Source organism: Variovorax sp. efr-133-TYG-130 (assembly GCF_030208835.1).
Taxonomy (GTDB): Bacteria; Pseudomonadota; Gammaproteobacteria; order Burkholderiales; family Burkholderiaceae_C; genus Variovorax.
The window spans coordinates 889,621-911,061 of the sequence record NZ_JARVTD010000003.1 but is presented as its reverse complement, the minus strand read 5'-3'; the positions used below and the strand labels follow the sequence as shown (position 1 = coordinate 911,061).

The 21,441-nt window shown below is 67.1% G+C and carries 14 protein-coding genes; 9 read left to right on the top strand and 5 right to left on the bottom strand.

Going from position 1 to position 21,441, the window contains the following annotated elements; genetic code table 11:
* Positions 1-5 precede the first annotated feature (5 nt).
* The 4 genes from glgX (at position 6) to QRN67_RS06350 (ending at position 9,597) form a co-directional block, all read left to right on the top strand.
* Positions 6-2,168 carry a glycogen debranching protein GlgX gene (glgX, locus tag QRN67_RS06365; protein WP_285411118.1) on the top strand — a complete coding sequence of 721 codons (2,163 nt, stop codon included), beginning with the start codon at positions 6-8 and terminating at the stop codon, positions 2,166-2,168.
* The gene (treZ, locus tag QRN67_RS06360) at positions 2,165-4,033 is read left to right on the top strand and encodes a malto-oligosyltrehalose trehalohydrolase (RefSeq protein ID WP_285411117.1); all 1,869 of its coding nucleotides are present in this window, start codon (positions 2,165-2,167) and stop codon (positions 4,031-4,033) included. The genes glgX and treZ overlap by 4 nt, the downstream gene beginning before the upstream one ends.
* Positions 4,026-9,200 carry a malto-oligosyltrehalose synthase gene (locus tag QRN67_RS06355; protein ID WP_285411116.1) on the top strand — a complete coding sequence of 1,725 codons (5,175 nt, stop codon included), beginning with the start codon at positions 4,026-4,028 and terminating at the stop codon, positions 9,198-9,200. The genes treZ and QRN67_RS06355 overlap by 8 nt, the downstream gene beginning before the upstream one ends.
* A gap of 70 nt (positions 9,201-9,270) precedes the next feature.
* Complete coding sequence (locus tag QRN67_RS06350; RefSeq protein WP_081269600.1) at positions 9,271-9,597, top strand: hypothetical protein; 327 nt, start codon at positions 9,271-9,273, stop codon at positions 9,595-9,597.
* Positions 9,598-9,633: 36 nt separating this feature from the next.
* On the opposite strand, the gene QRN67_RS06345 is transcribed toward QRN67_RS06350, so the two are convergent.
* Together QRN67_RS06345 and QRN67_RS06340 are read right to left on the bottom strand one after the other, a co-directional pair.
* On the bottom strand, positions 9,634-9,840 hold the full coding sequence (locus tag QRN67_RS06345) for a hypothetical protein (protein WP_285411115.1): 207 nt from the start codon (positions 9,838-9,840) through the stop codon (positions 9,634-9,636).
* A 72-nt stretch (positions 9,841-9,912) separates the two neighbouring features.
* A complete protein-coding gene (locus QRN67_RS06340; RefSeq protein WP_106934118.1) occupies positions 9,913-10,146 on the bottom strand; it encodes a hypothetical protein in 234 nt (77 codons plus the stop codon).
* Between the two features lie 184 nt (positions 10,147-10,330).
* On the opposite strand from QRN67_RS06340, the gene QRN67_RS06335 reads away from it, so the two are divergent.
* From QRN67_RS06335 to QRN67_RS06315, 5 genes are all read left to right on the top strand, one after another.
* Entirely contained in the window at positions 10,331-10,609 is a 279-nt protein-coding gene (locus tag QRN67_RS06335; protein WP_106934119.1) for a hypothetical protein, read from the top strand.
* A 57-nt stretch (positions 10,610-10,666) separates the two neighbouring features.
* Entirely contained in the window at positions 10,667-12,340 is a 1,674-nt protein-coding gene (locus QRN67_RS06330; protein WP_285411114.1) for a methyl-accepting chemotaxis protein, read from the top strand.
* Between the two features lie 169 nt (positions 12,341-12,509).
* Positions 12,510-13,472 (top strand): hypothetical protein, encoded by a 963-nt coding sequence (locus QRN67_RS06325; protein WP_285411113.1) that lies wholly within the window; start codon positions 12,510-12,512, stop codon positions 13,470-13,472.
* A gap of 465 nt (positions 13,473-13,937) precedes the next feature.
* Positions 13,938-15,620 carry a ShlB/FhaC/HecB family hemolysin secretion/activation protein gene (locus QRN67_RS06320; RefSeq protein WP_285411154.1) on the top strand — a complete coding sequence of 561 codons (1,683 nt, stop codon included), beginning with the start codon at positions 13,938-13,940 and terminating at the stop codon, positions 15,618-15,620.
* Positions 15,621-15,693: 73 nt separating this feature from the next.
* Positions 15,694-16,416: a YajG family lipoprotein gene (locus QRN67_RS06315; RefSeq protein ID WP_285411112.1), complete on the top strand. Its 723-nt coding sequence runs from the start codon at positions 15,694-15,696 to the stop codon at positions 16,414-16,416.
* Positions 16,417-16,508: 92 nt separating this feature from the next.
* Here the strand turns inward: QRN67_RS06315 and QRN67_RS06310 are convergent, their stop codons facing one another.
* From QRN67_RS06310 to metE, 3 genes are read right to left on the bottom strand one after another with little or no spacing between them, the layout of a single operon-like run.
* Complete coding sequence (locus QRN67_RS06310; protein ID WP_285411111.1) at positions 16,509-18,353, bottom strand: ABC transporter ATP-binding protein; 1,845 nt, start codon at positions 18,351-18,353, stop codon at positions 16,509-16,511.
* Positions 18,354-18,371: 18 nt separating this feature from the next.
* Entirely contained in the window at positions 18,372-19,019 is a 648-nt protein-coding gene (gene alkB / locus QRN67_RS06305) for a DNA oxidative demethylase AlkB (protein ID WP_285411110.1), read from the bottom strand.
* Positions 19,020-19,075: 56 nt separating this feature from the next.
* The gene (gene metE, locus QRN67_RS06300; RefSeq protein ID WP_285411109.1) at positions 19,076-21,367 is read right to left on the bottom strand and encodes a 5-methyltetrahydropteroyltriglutamate--homocysteine S-methyltransferase; all 2,292 of its coding nucleotides are present in this window, start codon (positions 21,365-21,367) and stop codon (positions 19,076-19,078) included.
* Positions 21,368-21,441 lie beyond the last annotated feature (74 nt).

Sequence of the window (21,441 nt, the reverse complement as noted above, 5' to 3'; positions counted from 1 at the left end):
CCTGAATGACAAGAAAAACCAACCCGACCATCACCGCCGTCTGGCCCGGACGCCCTTACCCGCGCGGCGCCACCTGGGACGGTGAAGGCGTCAACTTCGCGCTTTTCTCGCAGCATGCCGACAAGGTCGAGCTGTGCCTTTTCGACGAGCGCGGCCGCCACGAGCTGCAGCGCATCGTGCTGCGCGAGCGCACCGACGGTGTGTGGCACTGCTACCTGCCCGAGGCCCGGCCCGGCCAGGCCTACGGATTTCGGGTGCACGGCGCCTACAAGCCCGAGGAGGGGCACCGCTTCAACCCCAACAAGCTGCTGGTCGACCCCTACGCCAAGGACCTGGTGGGCCAGTTGCGCTGGGGCGACGCACTCTATGGCTACACGGTCGGCAGCAAGCGCGAAGACCTTTCCTTCGACCGCCGCGACAGCGCCCCGCTGATGCCCAAGGGCCGCGTGCTCGAAACCGCCTTCACCTGGGGCGACGACCGCCGCCCCTCGGTACCCTGGCAGGACATGGTCATCTACGAGATGCACGTGCGCGGCTTCACCATGAACCATCCCGACGTGCCGCCCGAGCTGCGCGGCACCTACGCCGGCTTGGCCAGCGCGCCGGTGGTCGACTACCTCAAGCGCCTGGGCGTGACCACCGTCGAGCTGCTGCCGGTGCACAGCTTCCTCAACGACCGGCACCTGGCCGAGAAGGGGCTGCAGAACTACTGGGGCTACAACACGCTGGCCTTCTTCGCCCCCGAGATGCGCTACAGCGCCTCGGGCAAGGTGAAGGAGTTCAAGACAATGGTCAAGACGCTGCACTCCGCGGGCATCGAGGTGATCCTGGACGTGGTCTACAACCACACCTGCGAGGGCAACCAGCTCGGCCCCACGCTGTCGATGCGCGGCGTGGACAACGCCTCCTACTACATCGTGAACTCCGACAACCGGCGCTACTACGACGACTTCACCGGCTGCGGCAACACCGTGAACCTGGAGCATCCGCATGCGCTGCAACTGGTGATGGACTCGCTGCGCTACTGGGCCGAGGAGATGCACGTCGACGGTTTCCGCTTCGACCTGGCATCGGCACTGGCGCGCGAGGCGGGCAAGGTGGAAAACCTCGGCGGCTTCTTCGACGCCATCCGGCAGGACCCGACGCTCAACCGTGTGAAACTCATCGCCGAGCCCTGGGACCTTGGCCACGGCGGCTACCAGGTGGGCAACTTTCCGCTGGGGTGGGCCGAATGGAACGACCAGTACCGCGACGGCATGCGCGGCTTCTGGAAGGGCGACGGCGGCCTCATCGGCGAAGTGGCCAAGCGCGTCACCGGCTCCGAAGACCTGTACGGCTGGTCGGGCAAGCAGCCCAGCGCGAGCATCAACTTCGTCACGGCGCACGACGGCTTCACGCTGCACGACCTGGTTTCCTACAACGACAAGCACAACGAGGCCAACGGCGAGGACAACCGCGACGGCAACAGCCACAACGTGTCGTGGAACTGCGGCGTCGAAGGCCCCACCGACGACCCCGAGGTGGTGAGCCTGCGCGAGCGCCAGAAGCGCAACCTGCTGGCCACGCTGCTGCTGTCGCAGGGCGTGCCGATGCTGCTGGCGGGCGACGAGCGCGGCCATACGCAGCAGGGCAACAACAACGTCTACTGCCAGGACAACGCGCTGGGCTGGCTCGACTGGACGCCCACGCCCGAGCGGCTGGCGCTGGTCACCTTCGTCGAGCGCATGGTCGCGCTGCGCCGCGCGCATCCGTCGTTCCGCCGCCGCACCTTCTTCGCCGGCAAGCCGGCCGAGGGCGAGACCGTGACCGACGTCTATTGGCTCAAGCCCGACGGCGCCGAGATGCGCACGGAAGACTGGAATGACACCAACGCACGCTGCATCGCGATGTACATCCCCGGCGGAGGCATCGCCGACCGCGGGCCGCGCGGCGAGCACCAGCACGACGACGACTTCCTGATCCTGATGAACGCCCACCACGACGAAATTCCTTTCACGCTGCCGGCCATGCCGCACGGCGCCTGGCGCCTGCTGGTCGACACCGCGAGCACCACGCCGCCCCCCACCACCGAGGACGCCGCCGCGCTGGCGCCCGCATGGTCGGAGCCGGCCTATCCGCTGCAATGCCGCTCGCTGGTGGTGTTGAGCCGGCCGGACGTGCGGCCATGAACCGCGCGCACCGCATGCCCTTCGGTGCCACCGTCCGCGAGGACGGCGGCGTGGCCTTCGCACTGTGGGCGCCCTCGGGCGGCGACGTGCGGCTGGAACATCGCCCGGTCGGCGGCGAGAACACCACGCACCCGATGGCCCGTGACGCACAGGGCTGGCACACGCTCACGCTGCCCGGGGCGGCCCACGGCGACGGCTACCGCTTCCACCTGCCCGACGGCACCGCCGTGCCCGACCCGGCCTCGCGCTTCAACCCCGAGGACGTGCACGGCCCCAGCGTGGTGATCGATCCGCGCCGCCATCAATGGCGCGACGACGCCTGGCGCGGCCGCCCGTGGGAAGAGGCCGTGGTGTACGAACTGCACATCGGCGCCTTCACCGCCGAAGGCACCTTCAACGCCGCGCGCGAGCGGCTCGGCGACCTGGCCGAGCTGGGCGTGACCGCCATCGAGCTGATGCCGCTTGCCGACTTTCCGGGGCGCCGCAACTGGGGCTACGACGGCGTTCTGCAGTTCGCGCCCGACGCCTCCTACGGCACGCCCGACGAACTGAAGGCGCTGGTCGACGCGGCGCACGGGCTGGGGCTGATGGTGCTGATCGACGTGGTCTACAACCACTTCGGGCCGGAAGGCAACTACCTGCATGCGTACTGCCCGGAGTTCTTCAATCCGGCGCATCGCACGCCCTGGGGCTCGGCCATCAACTTCGACGGGCCGGGCGCGCGCACGGTGCGTGACTTCTTCATTCACAACGCGCTGTACTGGGTGGAGGAATATCGCTTCGACGGGCTGCGCATGGACGCGATCCACGCCATTCGCGACGACTCGCATCCGCACATCGTGCAGGAGATCCGCGACGCGCTGCAGGCCGGCCCGGGCCGCGAGCGCCACATCCACATCGTGCTGGAGAACGACACCAACCAGGCCTCGATGCTCGCGCGCGACGGCCATGGCGTGCCGGTGGCGGGCACCGCGCAGTGGAACGACGACCTGCACCACGCGGTGCATGTGCTGGCGACCGGCGAGCGCGACGGCTACTACGCCGACTACGCGGACGACCCCGTGTGCAGCTTCGCGTGCGCGCTGGCCGAAGGCTTCGTGTACCAGGGGCAGCCATCGGCATTCCGCAACGGCGAGCGGCGCGGCGAGCCCAGCACGCGGCTGCCGTCGCAGGCCTTCGTGTCTTTCCTGCAGACGCACGACCAGGTCGGCAACCGCGCCTTCGGCGAGCGCCTGCATGCGCTCGGCGACCCGGTGCTCACGCGCGCGGCCATGGCCTGCCTGCTGCTGTCGCCGCATGTGCCGATGCTGTTCATGGGCGACGAGTTCGCGGCCTCGACGCCATTCCTCTACTTCTGCGACTTCGGGCCTGAACTGGCGAAGGCGGTGTCGGACGGGCGGCGCTCGGAGTTCGGCGGCTTCGCGGCGTTCAAGGATGAGGCGGCGCGTGCGCGCATTCCCGATCCGAATGCCGAGTCGACCTTCCTGGCGTCCAAGCTGAACTGGCGCGAGCGGGGCTCGCGTGCCCACTTCGCGCGGTTCAGCGAGGTGCAGCAGTTGCTCGAACTACGCCGCCGTCTGATCGTGCCGCACCTGGCCGGCTCGACCGGCGCGGGCGTGTTCCTCTGCGAGAACGGCACGCTGCGGGTGCACTGGGACCTGGGGCCGCCGCGCGAGGGGCACGAAGGGCGCACCGCAACGCGCCTGCACCTGTTCGCGCACTTCGGCGACGGGCCCGATGCAGCGGCGGTGTCGCCGCCCGGCACGCTGGTGTACAGCAGCGGCGCGCGGCAGGCCGAGCCCGGCGCCATGCTGCTCGAACGCGGCGCGGTGCACGCGACGCTGGAGGACATGCGCGGTGGATGAGGTTTTTCATCACGACACGGCGGGCGTGCTGGCGGCGCTGTGCGAACACTACGGCATTGCCACCGCCTACCACGACGCCTTCGGCACGCGCCGGCAGGCCACGACGCAGAGCATGCTCGCGCTGCTGGCGGAATTCGGCGTGCGCATCGGCACCGCGCAGGACGCCCACCGCGCCCTCGAAGCCGCGCATGCCATGCGCTGGACGGAAGCCCTGCCTCACGTGCGGGTGGTCGATGCATCGGCCACCGAATGGAGCGTGCCCCTGCGCCTGCCGCTGGCCATGCGCTCGCTGCGCTGGCAGCTCACCGACGAAGCCGGTCGCACGCGGCACGGCGAGGCCGATGCCTCCACGCTGCACGAGACGGCGCGCAGCGAGCGCGACGGCATCTGGCTGAGCGAACGCGTGCTGCCGATGACGCTCGCGCTCGACGCGGGCTACCACCGGCTGCGCATCGACGGGCTGGCCGGCGAGACGCTGGTGCTTGCGTCGCCGGGCCGCTGCTACCGGCCGCCCGCGGTGCGGGACGGCGGCCGCGTCTGGGGGCCGGCGGTGCAGCTGTACAGCCTGCGCTCGCAGCACAACTGGGGCATCGGCGACTTCAGCGACCTGCAGGATCTGGCGGCCCGCATGGCCGCGCAGGGCGCCCACATCGTCGGCGTGAACCCGCTGCATGCGCTGTTCGCGTCCAATCCGGCGCATGCGAGCCCGTACAGCCCGTCGTCGCGCCAGCAGCTGAATGCGCTGTACATCGACGTCGAGGCGGTGGATGAATTCGCGCAGTGCGAGGCCGCGCGAAAGCTGGTCGATTCACCCGCGTTCCAGGCGCGCCTGGCAGCACTGCGCGCCGAACCGCTGGTGGACCATGCGGGCGTTGCATCCGCCAAGTTCGAAGTGCTGGAGCTGCTGTTCGCGCACTTCCGCGAGCGCCATCTGCCGGAAGACGGCGCGCCGTACGAAGAGGGCCTGGCGTTCCTGTCATTCGTGGCGGAGCGCGGCGAGGGCTTGCGGCAGCATGCGCTGTTCGAGACGCTGCATGCGCACTTTCTGGCGGCAGACCCTGCGATGTGGGGCTGGCCCGTGTGGCCGGCCGCATACCGAGACCCCGATTCGGCCGAGGTCACCGCATTCGCGGTGCAGCATGCGCAGCGCCTGCAGTTCCACCAGTACCTGCAATGGCAGGCCGCGCGCCAACTGGCGCGGGCTGGCGAACGCTGCGCCGCCCTGGGCATGGGCGTGGGCCTCTACGTGGACTTGGCGGTGTCGGTCGACCGTGCCGGCTCCGACGCCTGGACGGCGCAGTCCGTGTTCGCGGCCGGTGCCAGCATCGGCGCGCCGCCTGACGAGTTCAACCCCGCCGGCCAGAACTGGGGCCTGCCGCCGCTGCGTCCCGACCGGCTGCGCGCGGACGGCCACCGCTTCTTCATGCAGACGCTGCGCGCGAGCATGCACGGCGCGGGCGCCTTGCGTATCGATCACGTCATGGGGCTCATGCGCCTGTTCTGGATACCGCCGGGCCGCGGCGCGCATGACGGCGCGTATGTGTACTACCCGCTGGACGAGCTGCTCGCCATCGTCGCCATCGAGAGCCATCGGCACCGCTGCATGGTGATCGGCGAAGACCTGGGCACGGTGGAAGACGCGGTGCGCGAGGCGCTGGGCAAGGCCGACGTGCTGTCTTACCGCCTGCTGTACTTCGAGCGTCTCGACCGGCACCAGGGCAGCGGCTTCAAGCCGCCGGCCGCGTATCCGCCGGCCGCGCTGGTGGCCGTGAGCACGCACGACCTCGCGACCTTTGCCGGCTGGTGGGCCGGCCACGACTTGCGCACCCGCCTGTCGCTGGGCCTGTTCCCCGACGAGCGCGTCTTCGACAAGCAACTGCTCGACCGCGCACAGGAGCGCATCGAGCTGATGCTGGCCGTGCAGCAGGCCGGCCTGCTGTCGCGCGAGGAGATAGCCGAGGCCGCGGGCCTCGCGCTGCCCACGGCGCGCGTGGTGGAGGCGGTGCACGCCTGGCTCGCAAGGACGCCGTCGGCATTGATGATGGTGCAGCTCGAAGACGTGGCGGGCGTGGTCGAGCAGGCCAACATGCCCGGCACGGTGAACGAGCAGCCCAACTGGCGGCGCAAGCTGCCGGTGCCGCTGCACGCGCTGGCCACGGGCGAGCGCATGCAGGGGCTGGCCGCGCAACTGCGCGCCGTACGCCCCGCGATCCGACCCGATGTGCCGCAGCACGCGCCGCAAGACCTGCGCGCCCGCGTGCCGCGCGCCACCTACCGGCTGCAGTTCCACAAGGACTTCGGCTTCGACGACGCGGTGCGCGTGCTGCCGTACCTCGCGCAACTGGGCGTGAGCCACGTCTACTGCTCGCCGATCCAGCGCGCGCGCGCCGGCAGCATGCACGGCTACGACGTGGTGGCGCACGACGAGATCAACCCCGAGCTGGGCGGCGAAGAAGGCTTCGCGCGCTTCGTCGCGGCGCTCAAGGCGCACGGCATGGGCCAGCTGCTGGACATGGTGCCCAACCACATGGGCGTGTTCGGCGCCGACAACGCATGGTGGATGGACGTGCTGGAAAACGGCCCGGCCTCGCTCTACGCGCAACACTTCGACATCGACTGGCAGCCGCTGAACGTCGAGCTCACGGGCAAGGTGCTGCTGCCGGTGCTCGGCGGGCACTACGGCGAGGTGCTGGGCAGCGGCGAGCTGGCGCTGCGCTTCGAGGCGGAAGAGGGCGCCTTCGCGATCGGCTATTTCGGCCACCGCTTTCCGCTCGCGCCCGAGAGCTATCCCGCGGTGCTGGCGCGAGCCCTCGCGCAGCTCGACGAATCCGCCGACGACGCCGCGGCGCTCGCCAGCATCGCCACCGCTTTCGGACACCTCCCGGGGCGGCAGGCGGCGCAGCCGCAGTTGCGCACCGAGCGCGCGCGCGACAAGGAACTGCTGAAGGCTCGCCTCGCGCGCCTGGCGCAGCGCCATCCTTCGGTCGCGAAGGCGGTGGCAACGGCCGTGGCCGAGCTGAACCTGGCCACGCCCGAAGCGCGCGACGCCATGCATGCGCTGATCGAGGCCCAGGCCTACCGGCTGGCCTACTGGCGCGTGGCCTCGGACGAGATCAACTACCGCCGCTTCTTCGACATCAACGACCTCGCGGCCGTGCGCATGGAGCGCGACGACGTGTTCGAGGCCACGCAGTCCTTCGCCCTCGAGCTCGCGGCTGCGGGCACGGTGGACGGCTTGCGCATCGACCACCCCGACGGCCTCTACGACCCCGCGCGCTACTTCGAGAAGCTGCAGCAGGGCTACGCGCGGCGCGCGGGGCTTGCATTGCCCGCGCACGATGCGCAACGCAGGCCGGCCCGGCCGCTCTACGTGGTGGCCGAGAAGATCGCGGCGGACAACGAGGAAGTGCCCGAGAGCTGGCACGTGCACGGCACCACCGGCTACCGCTTCGCGAACGTGGCCAACGGCGTGCTGGTCGATACGTCGGCCGCCGAGACCATCGGCCATGCGTGGCGCCGTTTCACCGGCGAGACCCAGGGCTTTCATGCGCTCTCGCAGGCCGGCCGGCGCGAGGTGATGCGCAATGCGCTGTCGTCGGAACTCAACGTGCTTTCAAGCGAGCTGCTGCGCATCGCTCGGGCCGACCGTGCCACGCGCGACTACACGCTCAATGCGCTGCGCCGCGCGCTGGCCGACGTGGCGGCCAACATGCCGGTGTACCGCACCTACATCGTCGAGAAGCCCTCGGCGCAGGACGAACGCTTCATCGACGAAGCCACGCAGGCGGCCGAACGGCAGAGCGGCGATGCCGACCGCTCGGTCTTCGCCTTCGTGCGCGGCGCGCTGCGCGGCGAAGCCGTGGCGGGTGCGCCGCGCGAGCTGGCCGAGCGGGTGCGTCGCTTTGCGGTGCGCTTCCAGCAGTTCAGCGCGCCAGTCACGGCCAAGGGCGTGGAAGACACGGCGTTCTATCGCTTCTTCCCGTTGAGTTCGCTCAACGAGGTGGGCGGCGAGCCCGACCACTTCGGCTTCGAGGTGGACGAGTTCCATGCGCTCAGCGCCGACCGCGCGCTGCGCTGGCCGCACACCATGCTCGCCACGTCGACGCACGACAACAAGCGCTCCGAAGACGTGCGCAACCGCATCGACGTGCTCTCCGAAATGCCCAACGACTGGGTGCTGGCGCTGACCCGCTGGCACGGCATGTGCCGCGACACGCGGCGCAAGCTGGAGACCGAGGACGCACCGTCGCGCGCCGACGAATACCTTTTCTACCAGACGCTGCTGGGCACGCTGCCGGCAGGCGGCCTCGACGCCGCCGAAGCGCCGGCCTTCGCCGACCGGCTCTGCCAGTACATGCAGAAGGCCGCGCGCGAAGCCAAGCTGCGCACGCGCTGGACCCAGCCCGACGCGGCCTACGAGGCCGCGCTCGAAGGCTTCGTGCGGGGCGTGATCGGCAACATGGAAGAGGGCGGCTGCCTGGCCGACATCCAGCTCTTCGCGAAACGGCTTGCCTGGTTCGGCGCATGGAACGGGCTGACGCTTACGCTGCTGAAGTACGCATCGCCGGGCGTGCCCGACCTCTACCAAGGCAGCGAGCTGATCGAGCTGAGCCTCGTGGATCCGGACAACCGCCGGCCCGTGGACTACGCGGGGCGGCAGCAGCGGCTCCATGAACTGCAGGCCATGGCCGCCGATGCGCCGGGCCTCGCCGCGCGGGTGCGTGCGCTGGCTGCGTCGCCGCACGACGGGCGCGCCAAGCTGTGGTTCATCTGGCGTCTGCTGTCGCTGCGGCGCGAGCATGCGGAGCTGTTTCGCGATGGCGGGTACGAAGGGCTGGCTGTGGAAGGCGCGTTGTCGCGCCATGTCGTGGCCTTTGCGCGGCGCCATGGAGACGAGATGCTGGTGGTTGTGTCGGGGCGGCTGTTCGTCGGTTTGGCATCCGGCAACGGCGGCATGCCTTCGTTGCCTGAGGCCGGCATCTGGAGCGACACGGCGGTGCAACTGCCGGCAGAGCTGGCAGGCGCGCAGCTTCAGAACCTGCTGACCGGCGAAACGCTGCACGCGGGCAAGGATGCATCGCTGCCGCTGGCCCAGGCGTTCGGAAGCATCCCGTGGGCCGCTTACAAGGTGCGCACTCCTAAGCATGCGAGCCGCATTCCTACATGAGCGGCGATCGGCAACCCCGAATCTCCTTCGCTGACCGCCCCTTCCGGGGTTTTTATCCAGGAGATCTCCAATGACGAAATCTGTGTCCGTGTTTTCCGTGCTGGTGGCAGGCTTGATTGCGACCGTGGCGCACGCCCAGTCGAACCCGCCCGGCGCGGCCGTGCCACCCAACTCGCCCGGCTACGCCACGGGCAAGTCGGAAATGGCCGGCGAAGCACGCAAGGACCGCCGGCCGCAGAAGGGTGTCGCACCCGCTGCGGGTGACGAAGCCAGGACCCCGGAAGGCGGCGCCATTGGCACGGACCGCGCGGCCAGGGCCGGTGAGCGCCGTGCGGAGACGCGCGACGCCCGCCGCCCGGGCAAGCCGGTGCCGGTGCCCGGCGGTACGCCGAAGTAAGTCAAGCCGCAGCAAAACGGCCTGAGGCCTCGAGCCTCAGTGCTGACGTGGGCTCGCGCGCTGGCGGATCTCGCTGCGCAGCGCGCGCTGGCCCGCTGAGAGGGCGGTCTCGTAGCTGTCTTCCGCATCGAATGCGCGCCGCAGCAGGCGAGGGCTCTCGCCCTTGTCGTCGGTTTCGAGCAGCTGCCAGACATAGGCGCCCGGCAGCGGCTCCACGATGGTGAGTTCGATCGGGTGGTTCATGCATTCACCATGGACCTGCCCGAGCGGCCTGTCTGTAGGCCGAATTCCACGGGTCGGATGGCGCATCCGAGGTCATGTTTCTTCCGTCTTGAAGAGACCGCGCACGTTGAGTGCCGCCAGGCACACCTGCAACGCGATCAGCGCCCACGCATCGGTGTGAATGCCCCACACCACCCACAGCACATTGCTCAGCAGGAAGATCCAGAAACCGACATTGCGGCGGGATTTGTCGCGCGACGCGACCAGCCACGCGGCGGCCAGCGAAGCCGCGAAGGCGGGCCATTGGATGAGTGCAAGAAGGTCCATGTGGATGTGTGTGTGCAGGCAAGTGAAGTGAATTGATGAGACCGACCTTGGCACGCAGCACATTGCCCGCACAGGTGCTGCCAGCCGACGCATGGCGTGGGCCGGTTCCCACGCGCAGGGCCGGCCCTGCACCGCAGGCTCGATATCAGCCAGGAATTTCAACGAACACACAGGAGCAACCATCATGGATGCCAACACCCCAACACCCGCCGTCGAGGAACGCCTCGTCACCTTCACCTACCTCGGCCGATTTTTCCTTTGCCGCGCCGAGCGGCTGGACAACCAGACCTACAGGCCCGTGGTGGTCTGCCGCAGCCGCGTCGCGGATCAGCCCGACGTCGAACTGCCCCCGGACACCGACAACGTTTCCTACGCCACCGAGGCCGAGGCGCTGCGCCACGCGGAGCAGCAGGCGATGCGCTGGGTGCACGACCGCACGGGGGACGGACAGGGCCGGCTCTGACGTAGAGCCCCGGCACGCTCACGATCGGATAGACAGCCCCACGCGTTGAAGCCCGCCATGGCACCTGACATATGTCAGGTGTCGCGCGGCTTCAAGGCGCCGATAGCCATAGGCCGGCTGGAGTCGGCGCCGTGGGCTGTTCTTATTCTGATTGTGGGTTCTATGAAATTTCCAGCGAAGCTTGGAATCGCCAAGCGTCTCTATTGCGTTCTTGCCATCCTGGTCGCCAGCCTGACCGGTCTTGCGAGTTTTTCGTGGAGCGACCTGTCGCGTGTGAGCGATCTTGCTGCCGCCACCGAAGACCTGCGCGTGCCGCAACTCCAACGCATTGCAGCCATAGAACTCAACGTGATCCGCGCGTCGCTGCAGATCAGGCACGCGATGCTCGTGAAGTCGCCCGAGGACCTGCAGGCCACGCTGGCCGACATCGGGCAGCGGCGCCAGCTCATCGAGAAAAGTGCGTCGGACTATCGCGCGGGCCTCACGGACACCGCGGACCTGAACGACTTCAAGGAGTTCGAGAAACTGGCGGCCGAATTCTGGCCGATTGCCGACACGAACGTCGCGCTGGCCAAACGCGCGGACATCGATGCGGCTTTCAACCAGCTCGTGCGGGAAACCATTCCTGCCCGCAACCGGCTGCTGGTGTGGCTCGACCGCGCGAAGAAGCGGCAGGGCGACGAACTGAAAACCGAACTGGCGGCAATACGCACCAACGCGGATCAGACCCGGCTGCAGCTCGCGGCCCTGGTCGCTGCCGTGGCCACCGGCATGACGTTGTTCTTCCTGCACATCGTCAGGCTGGTGCGCCGGCGCATCGCCGCCGCGCAAGCCGTTGCCAACCGCGTGAGCCGGGGCGATCTCACGGTGGCCATTGCCGATCCCCATCGCGACGAGTTCACGCCGCTGGTCGATGCCCTCGCTGACATGCAGCACAGCCTGGTGCGCATCGTGAGCGGTGTGCGCCAGGGCACGGAAGCCATGCTGTCGGCGTCTTCCCAGATTGCAACCGGCAATCAGGATCTGTCGGCCCGCACCGAGCAGCAGGCAAGCTCTCTGCAGGAGACGGCCGCCTCGATGGTCCAGCTGACATCGACGGTGCGGCAGAACGCGACGAGCGCCATGCAGGCGAATCAGCTCGCGGTATCGGCATCCGATGTGGCGCGCCGCGGGGGCAGCGTCGTGAACCAGGTGGTCCACACCATGGGCTCGATCAACGAGGCCTCCGGCAAGATCGTCGAGATCGTCGGGGTCATTGAAGGCATCGCCTTCCAGACGAACATCCTGGCGCTCAATGCGGCCGTGGAGGCCGCGCGAGCGGGAGAGAAAGGGCGCGGTTTCGCCGTGGTGGCGTCGGAGGTGCGCAATCTCGCGCAGAGGTCTTCGGCCGCCGCGAAGGAGGTCAAGAGCCTCATCGACGATTCGGTCAGCCAGGTCAGGGCGGGCACGCGCCACGCGGCGGATGCCGGGGCAGCCATGAAGGAGATCGTGAGCGGCGTGCTCCGCGTGACCAGCATCATCGGAGAGATCACGAACGCCAGCCACGAGCAGACTACCGGCATCGAGCACATGAACCTCGCGCTCGCCCAGATCGAGGGGACCACCCAGCAGAATGCGTCGCTGGTGGAGCAGGCCGCCGCGGCTTCCAGCGCTCTGCAGGACCAGGCGGGCAGGTTGATGCAGGAGGTCGATGTGTTCAGGCTCATGGAGCGGCAAGTCCGGACAAGCTAGTGCTTGTTGGAGCGCTCCGAACGGGCGAGCGGTGGGTCGAAGCCGGCAGCCATGCGAGGCCGTCGGCGACGTTGACTTCGCAAATCTTTGACGGACGTTAACTGTCGAGCTTCTCCGTGAGCCGCAGTTAATTCATACGTATTGACTGCGAAATAGGAGAAAATTTGGGGTGAAAACTATGAAACATGTTCCTCCTCAGATTGAGCGACTTAAATCTTGGCCCGGAATTGAGCGTTACCTGGTTAACGAAGCGGAGTGGCAGAAGCTTCATCAAGACAATCAACGAAAAATTCTTGAGGGTTATGTATCTCGCGGAATCATTGCTTTTGTGTCGCCTGAGACCGGAGAGAATGAAGCTGTAGTGCAGCCCTTCAAGTCCCACTTGGGTCCACCGTTGTGGATGAGCGCGAAGTCCCGCGTTATCACCGGGACATCATTCGCAGCATCGGGGCGAGATGCTCGGGATGTTTTTGCAAATGCAGTCCTATATCAGGAACTGGCAAGCCTCCGAGATTTCTTGAATGAATCGGAATTTCCAGCTCGTCATGGCCGCAAGTTGGGGATGTTCGGTATTTGGAACGCCGGATGGCTAGGTTTGGCGGCAGGTCTAGGAGTCATGGAGGTAACTGCTCGATTCGCACCGTTATTGATCCGCGCCGCGCATCAAGAATATTTCCGATTAGATGCGAAATCTCGTGGAATGCAGCACTGGATTCTTCGGCTGTGGTGCAGGGTGCATGGCCTGAGCTACCCCAACACAGGCTATCCGCACTACGACGTAGCAGAAGGTATCTTGGAGATGTGGGATACGCAGGATCTAGAGATGCTTGGAGCGTGGCTAGTGCAGTTGTGCAATCTCCATACCCGCTTGGCGGTACATCGTGAAAACATGGATTTCGCCAACTCCTTCAGTCATTTCCCTATAGAGGTGCTCATGTTGTTTCGCCTGCGTGAGCAAGCAGGTCTCGCGAATCCGACAGTTGATCACCCGATCATGAAGTTCCCGTGGTCATGCTTGTGGCCGATCAAGCCAGCAGAACCCGATGAGTTGCTTGCGGGCGTGTATCGACGACTCGAAGCGGATGAAGGCGTCACAGTGGCGGGCCTGTACCGACAACTTCTGTCGGCATGAGAGACATGTCCAACTAAGACATCAAACAGCGAGTGTTCAATTGAAGTATCAAATACTATTTGCTACGGCGTTTGCATACATCGCACTCACTGCTTGCCGATCTGCGCCATTGAACGAGCCAAAGCGGTGAGCCTTGGCGGCACCAGAAGAAGACGAAGAGCGTGCCGTTGTTGGCCATCTTGTGCACGGCACGGCGATCGTGCCATTTCGTATCGTTGTCGAAGCTAGATCGCCGAAATTACCCGCGCGAAGTCCTATGCATCAGACGTATTGATTCGAAGCATGCATGCCCAAAAGACGCCGGTCGATTCTGACCGACGCACATACAGCGTTGCTCGCGCTTGTACCTGAGGCTGCGGAGCTTCAATGCGAGCGATGGATGCAGACAAGAACGATACCGAGGGAGAGAAATTGAGAGAAAACCAGCGTGCTTTGGTGGCCGGTGTGTTGTTGGGCGGTTCTTTGATGGCCAAAGCCCAGGTTCCCAGCACACCTCAGCCCATTGTCGAACAACAGCGCCTGCAAGAGCGCGAGCGAGCACTGCGCGAGCATAACGAGCGCAATGTGGACCAGCGTCCGCAGGTAGCCCCGTCAGCGCCGGTGCAGCGCATTCCAGAATCCGAGTCGCCGTGCTTCCGCATCGACCGCGTGCTGCTGGTCGGTGAGCAGTCCGAATCTTTCCAATGGGCCATTACCGATTTGTCTGGGCCCGAGGTTACTGATTCACCCATTGGCTACTGCCTTGGTACTGCTGGCGTCAACGTGGTCCTTGCTCGTGCGCAGCAAGCGGTCATTGGCCGCGGCTTCGTCACCACCCGCGTGCTGGCTGCACCGCAGGATCTGTCCACCGGCACGCTGACCTTATCGCTGGTGCCCGGCCGCATCGCAGCCATTCGAACAACGCCTGACTCTTCGCCCACGCTGGTCGGCAACACAGCCTTGCTCGCCACGGCAATCCCCGCCCGCCGCGGCGACATGCTGAACCTGCGCGACATCGAACAGGGGCTGGAAAACCTCAAGCGCACCCCGACCGCCGAAGCCGATATCCAGATCGAACCCTCGACCGCCCCCAATGCCAAGCCCGGTGAAAGCGACCTCGTCGTCAAGTACGTCCAGGCCAAGAAGTGGCGCATTGCACTGAGCCTTGACGATAGCGGCACCGAAGCCACCGGCCGCTACCAGGCCGGCGCCACGCTGTCCCTGGACAACCCCTTCGGCCTGAACGACCTGTTCTACGTCAGTGCCAACCACAACATCAACAACCACCTCTTCAGCGACCCGGCCAAGGGCACCGAAGGCCAGACCGTTCATTACTCGCTGCCATATGGCTACTGGCTGCTGGGTCTCACGGCCTCGAACAGCCAGTACCACCAGAGCGTGACCGGCCTGAACCAGGACTACGTCTACGCCGGCAAGTCCAACAGCGCAGAGGTCAAGCTCTCGCGTCTCGTCTACCGCGATCAGAGTCGCAAGACAACGGTGGCGATCAAGGGCTGGCGCCGCGAGTCGCGTAACTTTGTGGACGACACCGAGGTCGAGGTCCAGCACCGCGTGGTCGCCGGCTGGGAACTCAGCCTCAAGCACAAGGAATACATCGGCGAGGCGACGCTCGAAGGCACGCTGGCCTACAAGCGCGGCACCGGCGGCTTCGGTTCGCGCACCGCGCCGGAAGAAGAGTTCGGCGAAGGCACGTCCCGGCTGAAGCTCTACACCGCCGACATCAGCCTAAACGCGCCATTCAAAGTCGGTGACCAGAAGCTGCGCTACTCCGGCCTGATCCGCGCCCAATGGAACCGCACGGCGTTGACACCGCAGGACCGCTTCGCCATCGGCGGGCGCTACACGGTGCGCGGCTTCGACGGCGAAACGAGCCTGCTGGGCGAGCGCGGCTGGCTCATCCGCAACGACATCGGCTGGGCCGTCGGGCAGAGCGGGGCAGGGTTGTACACAGGCATGGACTACGGGCACGTCGGCGGACGTTCGACCGTCGACCTGCTCGGCCGAAGCCTGGCCGGCGCCGTCATCGGCGTGCGCGGCCAGTGGACTAAGCTGAGCTACGACTTCTTCGTCGGCGCGCCGATCAGCAAGCCGGAGGGCTATCGCACTGCGAAGGTCACGTTGGGCTTCAACCTCAACGCGAGCTTCTAGAGGCGAGGCAAGCTCTTCAAGCGAGCACGGCTGTCGGTCCGTGCCAGCAGTAGTCATCAATCAAAAATTTTCCATGCGCATTTATTTCCTCACCGCTCTCGTTGCATTCGGTCTGCTGTCAGGTTGCGCCCGATCTCCGGTCGTCCCTCAGCAGCAGGCCCCCGTGAATCGCGTCATGGTGGTCCCGGTGACGCCCATCGACAAGCTGCATACCGAAAACAAGGGCATCCCGCTCGGCGTGCTGTGGCAGTCCGTAGCAGACCGCATCAAGAGTTCGGACTTCAACGACCGCATGGAGGCGACTCGAAAAGACATGGGGCCGAAGCTCACTGCAGCGTTGGTTCGGCAGCTGGCAGCTCAGGGCTTTGAAGCGAAGGTCGTCGAAGGCGCTTCGAGCCGCTCGGCGGAATCTGCGATCGATGAAAGCAAGCTGCCTCCGACCGATGCGGTGCTGCGCATCTATCTCAACGAAGTCGGCATGTTCTCCGCCCGCTTCTCGAGAGACTATGTTCCGCGCGTCAATCTGAGTGCCTATCTGGTTCGAGGCGAAACGGAAGACAGCCTCTACAGCGAGACGCTTTACTACGGGGCTGATGCGACGAGCGAGAAGGCTTCGTGGAGCGTGCCGGCGAACCCTGAGCATCGCTGGTCGAGCTTCAGTGAATTGGTGGAGCGTCCGCAAGAGGTCGTTCAGAGCTATGACCATGCGGTCGATGCGCTGGCGACGAGGATTGCTCAGAACATTCGCGCACAGGTTGCGCCGAGCTCGGTCGCGGTGCGGCCGGCAATGCCTTGAGTCCAACGATTCGCGTGCCAGGTTGGCCGGCGCAGGCTGCGCGCGGAATGACAGCGATGGTCTTCGCCGTCTGAACTGCTACCCACCGACAGTCAGTGCCCGGCCCCACCGGCCGGCGCCACCATCCGCTGCAACAGCGGCTGCCGCGCCAGCACCGCATCCCGCGGCCCGTGGTCGACCACATGCCCGGCTTCCATCAGCACCACCGTATCGAAGCGCTCCAGCAGGCTCAGCCGGTGGATCGACGCCACCACGCAGGCATCGGGAAACGCACCGGCGATGCGCTCCAGCACCCGTGCTTCAGTGCCCGCGTCGAGCGCGCTCGTCGGTTCGTCGAGCAGCAGCAGCGAGCTGCCCTGTGCGGCCAGCACGCCGCGCGCCAGGCACAGCCGCTGCCTTTGTCCACCTGAAAGATTGAAGCCCCGCTCCGACACGGCGGTGTCGAGGTCGCCATGGTTCGCCTTCAGCACTTCGTCGAAGGTGCTGGTGTGCAGAGCTGCCAGCAGCAGCGCGTCGTCGCGCGGCTGGCCGAAGGCGAGGTTCTCGCGCACGCTGGCTTCGAACAGTTCGGTCTCCTGCGGGATCAGCGTGGCAAGGCGGCGCAGTTGCGTCCATTCGACGGGCTTTCCGTCGAGCGACAGGGCGCCGCTGTCCGGTGGATACAGCCCGGCCAGCACGCGCAGCAGGGTGCTCTTGCCGCCGCCGCTCGGCCCGACAAGCGCGACCCGCTCGCCACGGCGCAGGCTCAGTTTCACGTCGTGCAGGCCGCTGCTGCGCTTCACGGGTTCGGAGGGCTCCGCTTGCGGCTCCCCGCGGGCCGCGTAGCGCCATTGCAGCCCATCGACATCGAGCCGGCGCCACACCGCCGATGCGTCGATGCGCTCGCGCTCCGGCACCTGATCGGGCACGCTCGCGGACACGTCGCCGGAGGGTGCCTGCCATATCGGCTCCGCGCTGCTGTAGTCGGTGTGCATGCGCGCGAAGAAGCTGAAGTTCGCGGCCACCGAGGTGACGACGCCGGCGGCCTGCTGCGCGTACTGGTAGATCATGAACACAGCCCCCAGCATCACGGCCTGCCCGGGTGCGCGCGCCTGCCACACGTACACCACGACCAGGCCCCAGGTCAGCCCAAGCCCCATCAGGTCGACCGCGAACCACTTGCCCTCATTGAGCACCACGGTGCGCTTCAGCGGCAGCGATATGGCGGCCATGCGCCTGCGAAGCAGCAGGCGTGAAGCCCCCTGCAGCCGCAGGCCGATGACGGTCGATGCATTGCCCAGGAAGTCGAGCAGCGCGGCCACGTACCGGCGGTCGGCGTCGTTCTCGGCGCGTGCCAGTTTCATCAGCGCGCGGTCGATGCGCACGATCACGAGGCCTATCAGCACATAGCCCGCGAGCGCGGTCATGCCGCTGGTGCGCGACAGCAGCGCCAGCGCGACCAGCGGCCCCACGAAGTTGACGGCGTTGGTGAGCCAGATGAACTGGTTCTGCGCAAAGTCCGACAGCGCGCGGCTGGCCTGGTGCACGCGGTGCTGCAGCTCGCCCGAGTGGTGGCCGTCGTGCCACGCGAGCGGCGCGGCGGCGATGCGCGCATAGAGCTGGTCGGCCAGGGTCTCGCGCACCCGCATGCCCACGTTGCGCTCCAGAATGCGCCCCGGCCCGTGCAGCGCCCATGCACCCACATACACGCCGGCCAGCGCGGCGATCCAGCGGCCGGCGCCGCTCAGCTCGCCGCGCTGCAGGGCATTGATGGCCTGCCCGGCAAGGTAGGGCAGCGCCAGTCGTATGAGCTGCGACATGGCGAGCAGCGCCGTGGCGCCCAGCAGCTGCGCACGCGCGCCTGCTGCGAAGTGCCAGAGGGCCGCATAGAGTTCGCGGATCGCGTTGCCGGGGCTGTTGCTCTTCTTCGTGCCGGTGGTCGTGGTGGTCGCCTGCATGCGTTTTCAGTCAGTCGGTCAGTCCGCCTTGCGGAACGTGAGGTTGATGCGCTGCGCGCCCAGCAGCGGGTGCGGTTGTTCTTTCAGCGGCAGCACGCCGTGGTAGCGCAGCCGGTCTTCGCCGCCCCAGACCACCACGTCGCCATGCACGAGCGGCACGCGCACGGCCTTGTCGCCGCGCGCGAGACCGCCGAACAGGAACACGGCCGCCATGCCGAGCGACACCGACACGATGGGCGCGCCGTAGTCATGCTCGTCCTTGTCCTGGTGCAGCGAAAGCCGCGCGCCGGGCGCATAGCGGTTGACGAGGCAGGCGTCGGGCACGAAGCCGTCGAAGCCGGCGGACCCGGCCGCCTCGCGCGCGAGCCGCATGAAGGGCTCCGGCATCGTGGGCCACGGCAGCCCGCTGCCGGGGTCGGTGGGGCTGTAGCGGTAGCCGCGCCGGTCGCTGGTCCAGCCCAGCGCGCCGCAGTTGGTCAGCGCCACGGACATGGTGAAGCCGCCCGGGGTGACGAGATGGCGGAACGGCGCGCGCTCTTCCACCGTGCGGATCGCGGGCAGCAGTTCATCGACGAAGGGCAGCGCGAAGCCGGGCAGCACGAAGGCGCCGGGGCCGAGCGGTTCGCGCGCTGGGCGGGGCGGGTCGTCGAACAGGGCGAGCGTCATGCACGCCATTGTCGCCATCGCCGCGCCCCGCGCCTGCGGTCGGCGATGGCCGGGCCTCAGGCCGAGGCGCGCAGCGTCTTGGCGGCCGCCACCATGTTGGCCAGCGCGGGCAGCACTTCCGCCCACTGGCGCGTCTTCAGCCCGCAGTCCGGGTTGACCCACAGGCGCTCGGCGGGCACGCGCTCGGCGGCCTTCTTCATCAGTTGCACGATGTGCTCCTGGCTGGGAATGTTCGGCGAGTGGATGTCGTACACGCCCGGGCCGATCTCGTTGGGGTACTTGAAGTCGTCGAAGGCGTCGAGCAGCTCCATGTCGGAGCGCGAGGTCTCGATGGTGATCACGTCGGCGTCCATGTCCGCGATCGACGCGATGATGTCGTTGAACTCCGAATAGCACATGTGCGTGTGGATCTGGGTCTCGTCGCGCACGCCGTTGGCGGTGATGCGGAACGACTCCACCGCCCAGTCCAGGTACTCCTGCCATTGCGACTTGCGAAGCGGCAGGCCCTCGCGCAGCGCGGCTTCGTCGATCTGGATCACGCGCACGCCGCCTTTTTCCAGGTCGAGCACTTCCTGTCGGATGGCCAGCGCCAGCTGCTTGCACGACGCCGAGCGCGGCTGGTCGTCGCGCACGAAGGACCAGTTCAGGATGGTGACGGGGCCGGTCAGCATGCCCTTCATGGGCCGCTGCGTGAGCGACTGCGCGTACCGGGTCCACTCGAGCGTCATCGCCTTCGGGCGGCTGATGTCGCCGAACAGGATCGGCGGCTTCACGCAGCGCGAACCGTACGACTGCACCCAGCCGAACTGGCTGAAGGCATAGCCCTCGAGCTGCTCGCCGAAGTACTCGACCATGTCGTTGCGCTCGGCTTCGCCGTGCACCAGCACGTCCAGGTCGAGGGCTTCCTGCTCGCGCACGCTGCGGGCGATCTCGGCCTGCATCGCGGCCTTGTAGCCGGCGTCGTCCAGCCGGCCGGCCTTGTACTCGCTGCGCGCATGGCGGATTTCCGCGGTCTGCGGGAACGAGCCGATGGTGGTGGTGGGAAACTTCGGCAGCTTCAGGAATGCGGCCTGCTTGGCGGCTCGATGGGCATAGGCGCCTTCGCGCCGGCCCAGTTGGCTGGAGAGCCCGGCAACCGCAGCCTGCACTACCGGGTTGTTGACGCGCGGCGACGCCCGGCGCGCGGCGAGGGCGGCGCTGTTGGCGGCCAGGGCGTCCTTCACGGCGTCGCGGCCGTCGCGCAGGGCGGTGGCCAGCACGCGCAGCTCTTCGAGCTTCTGCAGCGCGAAGGCGAGCCACGACTTGACCTCTGCGTCGAGCTTCTGTTCGCTGGCCAGGTCCACCGGCACATGCAGCAGCGAGCACGAGGGCGCGATCCACAGGCGGTCGCCCAGGCGCGCGGCCAGCGGCTCGAGCCAGTCGAGGATGGAGGCGAGGTCGCTCTTCCAGATGTTGCGGCCGTTGATGACGCCCAGCGACAGCACCTTGTGCGCGGGCAGCATGGTCAGCAGCGGAACGATGTCGTCGCGGCCGTTGACGGCGTCGACGTGCAGCCCGGCCACCGGCAGGTTGGCGGCCAGGTACTTGTTTTCCTGCAGCTGGCCGAAGTAGGTGGCGACGAGGATCTTGATGCGCGCGGCCTTGAGCTGGTGGTAGGCCGTGTTGAAGGCGTGCTGCCAGTCGGCGTCGAGTTCGGTGACGAGCAGGGGCTCGTCGATCTGCACCCATTCCACGCCTTGGGCGGCCAGTGTTTCGAGCAGCTCGGCATACACCTGCAGCAGGCGCGGCAGCAGCGCCAGCTTGTCGGAATCGTCCTTGGCCTTGCCGATGGACAGGTAGGTGACGGGGCCGACCAGCACCGGCTTGGCCTTCACGCCCTGGGCCCTGGCTTCGGCCAGTTGTTCCAGCAGGCGCGAGGCGTCGAGCCTGAATTCGGTCTGCGCGGTGAACTCGGGGACGATGTAGTGGTAGTTGGTGTCGAACCACTTGGTCATTTCGCCGGCGGTCACGCCGCCGCAGCAGCCGGCGTGGTCTTCCGCGCCCTGGGCCGAACGGCCGCGCGCCACGCGGAAATAGTTGTCCAGCGCGTCGCCGTGGAAGCCGCGCACGCGCTCGGGCAGGTTGCCGAGCGTGAAGCTCATGTCCAGCACCTGGTCGTAGAAGGCGAAGTCGCCCACGGGCACCAGGTCGATGCCGGCCTGGTCGTTCCAGTGGCGTTGGCGAAGCTGGGCGCCGAGGGCCTTGAGCGCGTCGCGCGAGGACTCGCCCTTCCAGTAAGACTCCAGCGCGAACTTCAGTTCGCGCCTGGCGCCGATGCGGGGAAAGCCGAGGTTGTGGGTAGTGGTCATGGGGTAGCGGAAACGTCCGGCAGTCAGGAAAGGGCTGGATCGTAGGTTTGCCGACCTGTGAAGTAAAATGGTCT